This is a genomic window from Streptomyces sp. CO7 (genome assembly GCF_053474865.1).
Genome location: NZ_JBRIOU010000001.1, coordinates 27,189 through 33,951, shown reverse-complemented (window position 1 = coordinate 33,951; position 6,763 = coordinate 27,189). Strand labels below are relative to the sequence as shown.

Sequence of the window (6,763 nt, the reverse complement as noted above, 5' to 3'; positions counted from 1 at the left end):
GTACACCTCCACGAGGGCCTGGGGAGGGCCGGGGGCCCGTAAACGGGCCATATGCATCCGTTCCGTGAGCACGGTAGGCCGATACGATCTGCAGCCCGGTCCCCCGGCAGGACGGCGCGCGCCCGTGTCCCCCGATCGCGGTAACGTGAGGCCTGATGAACGCCAATTCCGCCGCGCAGCTTCCCGCCGTGTCCGTGATCATGCCGGTCCTCAACGAGGAGCGGCACCTTCGCGAGGCAGTCCGTGCGATCCTCGCCCAGGAGTACGCGGGCGAGATGGAGGTCGTGATCGCCCTCGGCCCCTCCGCGGACCGCACGGACGAGATCGCCGCCGAACTCGTCCGCGAGGACCCGCGGGTGCACACGGTCCCCAACCCGACCGGCCGCACCCCCGCCGCCCTGAACGCGGCGATCAAGGCCTCCCGCCACCCCGTGGTGGTCCGTGTCGACGGCCACGGGATGCTCTCCCCGAACTACATCGCCACCGCCGTCCGCCTCCTGGAGGAGACCGGCGCGCAGAACGTCGGCGGCATCATGCACGCCGAGGGCGAGAACGACTGGGAGCACGCGGTCGCCGCCGCCATGACCTCGAAGATCGGCGTGGGCAACGCCGCCTTCCACACCGGCGGCACGGCCGGCCCTGCGGAGACCGTCTACCTGGGCGTCTTCCGCCGTGAGGCGCTGGAGCAGCAGGGCGGCTACAACGTGGAGTTCATCCGCGCCCAGGACTGGGAGCTCAACTTCCGGATCCGTGAGGCGGGCGGCCTGATCTGGTTCTCGCCCGAGCTGCGGGTCTCCTACCGGCCGCGGCCCAGCGTCAAGGCGCTCGCGAAGCAGTACAAGGACTACGGCCGCTGGCGCCACGTGGTGGCCCGCTACCACCAGGGCTCCATCAACCTGCGCTACCTCGCCCCGCCGACCGCCGTGTGCGCCATCGCCGCGGGCCTGGTCGCGGGCGTCGCGCTCACCCCCTGGGCGCTGGTGATACCCGGCGGCTACCTGGCGGCGATCGTCGCCGGCTCCGTCCCGGCCGGCAAGGGCCTCCCGCTCAAGGCGCGGCTGCAGATCCCCGTCGCGCTGGCCACGATGCACATGTCGTGGGGCTGGGGCTTCCTGACCAGCCCGAAGTCGCTGGCCCGCAAGGTCATCGCCTCCCGGCGCCCGGCGGTTCTCACCCCGGCCGCCGACTGACGCGCCGCTGTCACGGCGTGCGAAGGGCCCCGGTCGGATCGACCGGGGCCCTTCGCCGTAGGAGCGCCGAGAGGCCAGGCGTCTACCAGGTGTAGATCTTCTCGGCGACGTCCATGCACTGCTTCTTGTCGGCGCCGTTCTGGGCGCCCGCGCTCTCGGGGAGCTTGCCCTCCTCCAGCACCTCGTCCTTCGGATAGGCGGAGCCCTCACGCCAGTCGCCGCCCACCGTCAGCGTCACGCCGTTCACCGCGGAGGACTTCTTCACCGAGGCGGCGGGGATGCCCAGCGACTCGGCGACCCGCAGGGCGTCGCCCTTCAGGTCGGCGCTCGGGTACTGCACCACGGTCCGCCTGGCGGGGTCCGTCGCGCCCTTGTCCACCTCGGCGAGCTCGAAGCCCTCGCCCACCAGCGCGTCCTTGATCGTCAGGGCGCGGCCCGGCACGGCGCCGAGCGTCTCGTCGGCCGTGCCGTTGCGGACCTGGACGGCGATCTCCCCGTCGGGGGCCGCCTCGTCCTCGGGACCGGTGTCCGCGCCCTTCTTCTTGCCGTTGCTGTCGAAGGGCACGTCGTCCTGGAGCATCGCCCACAGCTTGTCGGCGTCGCCCTCCTTGGGGATCAGACGGTTCCTGTTCTGGGGCCACTCGACGTTGGGCATCGTGGTCGTGGTGATCCGGTTGACCGGGACGTCCTTCAGCTCCATGGCCAGGTCGGCGAGCTTGGCGACGGTGCCGATCTCCTCGGAGACCTTCAGCGCCTTGGTGGCGGCCTCCGCGAGGTCCGTGAGCTCGCTGGTGTCGGTGAAGACGCTCTTGCTCTGGAGCTCGCGCATCATCGAGTTCATGTACATCTGCTGGGCCTTGGCGCGCATCGGGTCGCTGCCCCAGGCATGCCGGGTCCGCAGCCACTGCAGCGCCTGCTTGCCCTTGATGGGACGCGTGCCTGCCTCGAGCTTCAGCCCGGAGCCGCCCGGCTGCGCCGCCGTCGGCCGGTCCCACACGTTCTGCCGGACGCAGACGGGGACGCCGCCGATGGCGTTCGTCATGTCCACCACGCCGACGAAGTCGATGACGATCCAGTGGTCGATGTAGACGCCGGTGAGGTTCTCCCAGGTCGACAGCGTGCAGCCGGGACCGCCGCGCTGGAGCGTCGAGTTGATCATGTCGAAGGTCTCCGGGTAGGGCGTGCCGTCGGAGTCCTTGCATTCGGGGATCTTCACCATGGTGTCGCGCGGGATGCTCACCATCGAGGCGCTCTTACGGTCCGCCGATATGTGCAGGAGCATCTGCACGTCGGCGCGGGGCTTCTGCCCGACGTTGTCCTTGCTGCCGCCCAGCTTCAGGTTCCGCGGATCGTTGCGGTCGTCGGAGCCCATGATCAGGATGTTCAGCGGGGTCTGCCCGGCGGCGTTCGGCTTCGTCTTCTTGGCGTCCGACTTCCCGCCGGCGCGGGAGTCGGTCCTGATGTTGCTGTTGAGGTGCTGGTAGTACAGGTACCCCGCCACGCCCGTGCCGACCAGCAGGAAGGCGAGCGTCAGTCCCGTCCAGCGCAGGACGCGGCGTCTTCGTCCGCCGCTGCCGCGTCTGCGGCTGCCGCGGCCACGGCCGCCCCCGTGCCGGCCGCCGTCTCGGGGGGACGTGTCGGAGCGGTCCCCGTCCTCGCCGAGCGGTCCGTCCTCGGCGCCGTCGGCCCCGTACAGGCCGTCGTCCCACCCCAGGTCGGCCGCGTCCCCCGCAGAGCGGCGGCGCCGGCCCTCGCCACGCACACGCGTCTGTGCCATTCGTGCCCCTCCCCCTGTCCTCGCCCGCCTACGGGACCGCCCCGCGCGTCTCACCTGTGAGATGCGCGAGGCGGTCTTTTCGTTGCGTGCTCTGTGCTGTGTGTTTCGCCAACCGGCGTGTGATGCGCGTTACTTGGCGCACTGAACCTTGTCGGCAGTGGATTTGTCGATGTCGTCCGGGGCCTTCTCCGGCGCGGTCAGCGGCACGCCCGCCTCCTTGAAGTCCTCGCCCAGGATCAGCGTCATGGTCGGCAGGCCCTGGGCGTTGGTGGCGCTCTCCCCCTCCTTGAGCGCCGAACCCGGGAGCCCCATCATCGCGGCCAGTGCCCGGGCCTGGTCGGCCTGGTCCGGGGCGTACTCGAGCGTCGTCTTCTTCTGCGTCGCGTCGGCGTTGCCGCCGTTGTCGGACTTGAGGACGCCCTGGTCGTTCTGCAGCCAGGTCAGGGTCGCCGAGGCGGAACCGGACTTGGCGCCGCCGTTGAAGACCTGCACCCGCACGTCGGAGGCGTCGGCCTTGGAACCCTTGAGGCGGGCGGCGTCGGCGTCCTTCTGCTTCTGCTTCTGCTTCTTCACCTCGGTGAAGGAGACGTCCTCGCGGATCAGGTCGAAGACCTGCGGGGCCTTGGCGGGGTTGGGCACCACGGTGACCGGGGTCGGCTCGGCCGGGTTGTCGATGACCGGAACCGTCACGAAGGACATGTTCTTCGGGTCGACCTGCTTGATCTCCAGCGCGATGTCCTTGAGCACCGAGACGGAGCCGATCGCCTCGTCCACCTCGAGGGCCTTGGTCGCGGCCTGCGCCAGGTTGTTCAGCTTGGTCGGGCTCTTGAGGGTGTCGCCGGAGGACATCTTGCGCATCATCGAGGCGAGGAAGGCCTGCTGGGCCTTGATCCGGTCCAGGTCGCCGGAGTTGCCGAAGCTGTAGCGGGTGCGCAGGAAGGCGAGGGCCTGCTCGCCCTCGATGGTCGACTTGCCGGCGGGCAGCTTCAGGTGGGACTTGGGGTCGTCGACCGCCTTCTCGACGCACACCTCGACGCCGTCGATGGCCGCGGTCAGCGTCTTCACGGCGTTGAAGTCGGCGACCATGAAGTGGTCGACCTTGATGCCCGTGACTTCCTTGATGGTCTTGGCGGTGCAGCCCGCGTTGCGGCCGCCCTGCCCGAGGCTCTCGTTGAAGCGGGTGTCCGGCGTGCCCGGCACGATCTTGCTGGAGCCGTCCTGCGCGACGGTCTCGCAGTCCGGGATGTCGATGACCAGATCGCGCGGGATGCTCAGCACCGTGGCGTTGCTGCGGTCCTCGGCCACGTGCAGCAGCAGCGTGGTGTCGGCGTGGCCGACGCTGTTCTTGTCGCCGTAGCCCTTGTTGCCGCTGCCGGTGCGCTTGTCGGTGCCGATGATCAGGAGGTTGAAGGCCTCGTCCTTGGCGAACCCGTCGGAGCAGGCGTCGCCGCAGTTGGTCTTCTGGATGTTGTCCTCGAGGTCCTTGATGTACCAGTAGCCGTAGCCCGAGGACGCCAGGATCACGAAGGCCAGCGAACCGCCGGTCCAGGCGAGGATCTTCTTGGCCTTGCTCTTCTTCTTCGGGCGGCCCCGTCGGCGGCCGGTGTCCGGCTCCTCGGGCTCGCCACGGCGCCTGCGCGGCGGCGGGACCTCGCGCCCGGGGCGCGGGCGCGCGGGGGCCTCACTGCTGTAGCCGGCCTCGTGGGAGGTGCGGTCGCGCGGCACGCCCCCCTCACGGGGAGCCGGGCGGCGCGGACCCGGCACCGGCGGGGGCGCCGACTGCGGAACGGGACTGCTCAGTCGCAGTTCGTACTCGCCGGTCTGCGGGTTGAGCACCCACTGGTCGGCGGGATCGATGTTGTCCGCCCGCCCACGGCCATGCGCGTCCACGGTTGCTGAGTCCTCCGTCGGGGCCACGGCGCCTTCCCCCAGGCGCGGGGTCTCGTCATGGTGCCGACCGCAGGACGGACCCTGGCCGGGGCACCGGATCGCTCACACTATCCGCCCGCACCGGCGACCAGCGACGACGGTGACACATTCCACTTCCCTACAACCGGGCAATCTGCCCCATTCTGTTACCTCTGTGCTACGCCTTGGCCATGGTTTTACCTGCGGTAGACCGGGCATCAGAAGAAGTTTCGGTTCGCGTGCGGCCGCCGTTCACCCGCAGGGATCCTCCGCGGCGGTGCTGCCGCTGAACGAGGGCGAGGGGGTGGGCGCCGCGGGGGCGCCGGGCGCGTCGTCGGCGCCCGTGCGGCCGGTGACGGGCGACGCCGTGACGGGCACCGGGCGGTCGTGGCGCAGCAGCCGGAAGAGACGGTCGGCGGCCGGCTGGAGGAGCCGGTCGCGGTTGGGGTCGGCCGGGTACGCCTCGCGCGGCACGGTGGTGAACCGGATCCGCTCGGAGGGGATGCCGCGCACCTCGCGCACGAAGCCGTACAGGTCCCGCAGCCCCGCCAGGCCCGGGTCGGTGGTCAGCGAGGAGGTGGCCGCGTGGAGCACCGGGTAGAGCCGCAGCGGGTTGTAGAGGACGTGGTCGCTGCGGACCTTCTGCACCAGGGCGCCCAGGAAGCGCTGCTGCCGTTCCATCCGCGCGGTGTCGCTGCCGTCGCCGAGGGACTTGCGGGCGCGGACCCAGCCGAGGGCCTGTTCGCCGTCCAGGGTGACCCGCCCGGCCGGGAGGTCCAGCTTCGCCGCCCGGTCCCGCACCGGCTCGGCCAGGCACATGTCGACGCCGTCGACGGCGTCCACCATCTCCTTGAAGCCGTGGAAGTCGATCACCATGTGGTGGTCGACGCGCACCCCGGTCATCCTCTCCACGGCGCGGATGGTGCAGGCCGGGCCGCCGGTGGAGTAGGCGCTGTTGAACTGGGCGAGGCGGGCGGCCGTGGTGCCGCGGCCGTCGCGGTCGCGGCAGGCGGGGACGCGCACCATCAGGTCGCGCGGCAGGGAGACGGCCACGGCGCTGTGCCGGTCGCCGGCCAGGTGCAGCAGGATCGTGGTGTCGGAGCGCTCGCCGCCCAGGTTCGGCCCGTAGCGGGCGTTGCCCTTGCCGGAGCGGGTGTCGGAGCCGATCAGCAGCACGTTGCGGGCGTCCGGGGCCAGCCGCCTCGGCCGCTCCGCGGCGTGCCGGGCGAGCTCGGCGGCGGTCGCCTCGTCGGAGGTGACGTTCTCGCTGAGCCGGCTGTAGGCGGCCCAGCCGGCCAGCAGTCCGGCGATCAGCAGCACGGCCGTGAGCGTGCCGAGGGTGACGACGGCGATCCGGAGCCGGCGACGGCGGCGGGGCGGGGTGGGCGACGACACGGGCGGCACCCCGGTGCCATGCCCGCCCGGCGCAGCCCTCTCCCGCCCGTGCGGCCGGGTGGGCGACAACTTCGCCCCCACGGGGGCACGTGGGGACCCGTTCCGCGGGACCGCCCAGCCGCGACGGCCCGTGGCAATGCCCTGCCGCCTTGGCCCGCGCGGGTGCCCCGTGTCGGGGGCTGGGCACGCAGCCTTCCGCGACGGCCCGTGGCAATGCCCTGCCGCCTTGGCCCGCGCGGGTGCCCCGTGTCGGGGGCTGGGCACGCAGCCTTCCGCGACGGCCCGTGGCAATGCCCTGCCGCCTTGACCGCTGCGACGCCCTGCTGCCTTGGCCCGCGCGGGTGCCCCGTGTCGGGGGCTGGGCACGCAGCCTTCCGCGACGGCCCGTGGCAATGCCCTGCCGCCTTGGCCGCGACGACGCCCCACCGCCCCGGCCCGCGCGGACGCCCCGGGTCCGGGTCGGCGCGCCGCCCTGCTCGGGGCCGCCCCGGCC

The 6,763-nt window shown here is 71.8% G+C and carries 4 protein-coding genes; 1 reads left to right on the top strand and 3 read right to left on the bottom strand.

Translation table 11 applies throughout. The annotated features are described in order from the left end of the window. Nucleotides 1-155: 155 nt before the first annotated feature. On the top strand, nucleotides 156-1,190 hold the full coding sequence (locus ACOV8S_RS00140; RefSeq protein WP_448315118.1) for a glycosyltransferase family 2 protein: 1,035 nt from the start codon (nucleotides 156-158) through the stop codon (nucleotides 1,188-1,190). An 82-nt stretch (nucleotides 1,191-1,272) separates the two neighbouring features. Here the strand turns inward: ACOV8S_RS00140 and ACOV8S_RS00135 are convergent, their stop codons facing one another. The 3 genes from ACOV8S_RS00135 to ACOV8S_RS00125 form a co-directional block, all read right to left on the bottom strand. Continuing rightward, nucleotides 1,273-2,967 (bottom strand): LCP family protein, encoded by a 1,695-nt coding sequence (locus ACOV8S_RS00135; RefSeq protein ID WP_448315116.1) that lies wholly within the window; start codon nucleotides 2,965-2,967, stop codon nucleotides 1,273-1,275. 129 nt (nucleotides 2,968-3,096) lie between these two features. Then, entirely contained in the window at nucleotides 3,097-4,857 is a 1,761-nt protein-coding gene (locus tag ACOV8S_RS00130) for an LCP family protein (RefSeq protein WP_448315114.1), read from the bottom strand. 270 nt (nucleotides 4,858-5,127) lie between these two features. After that, the gene (locus ACOV8S_RS00125) at nucleotides 5,128-6,270 is read right to left on the bottom strand and encodes an LCP family glycopolymer transferase (RefSeq protein WP_448315112.1); all 1,143 of its coding nucleotides are present in this window, start codon (nucleotides 6,268-6,270) and stop codon (nucleotides 5,128-5,130) included. Between the last annotated feature and the right edge of the window lie 493 nt (nucleotides 6,271-6,763).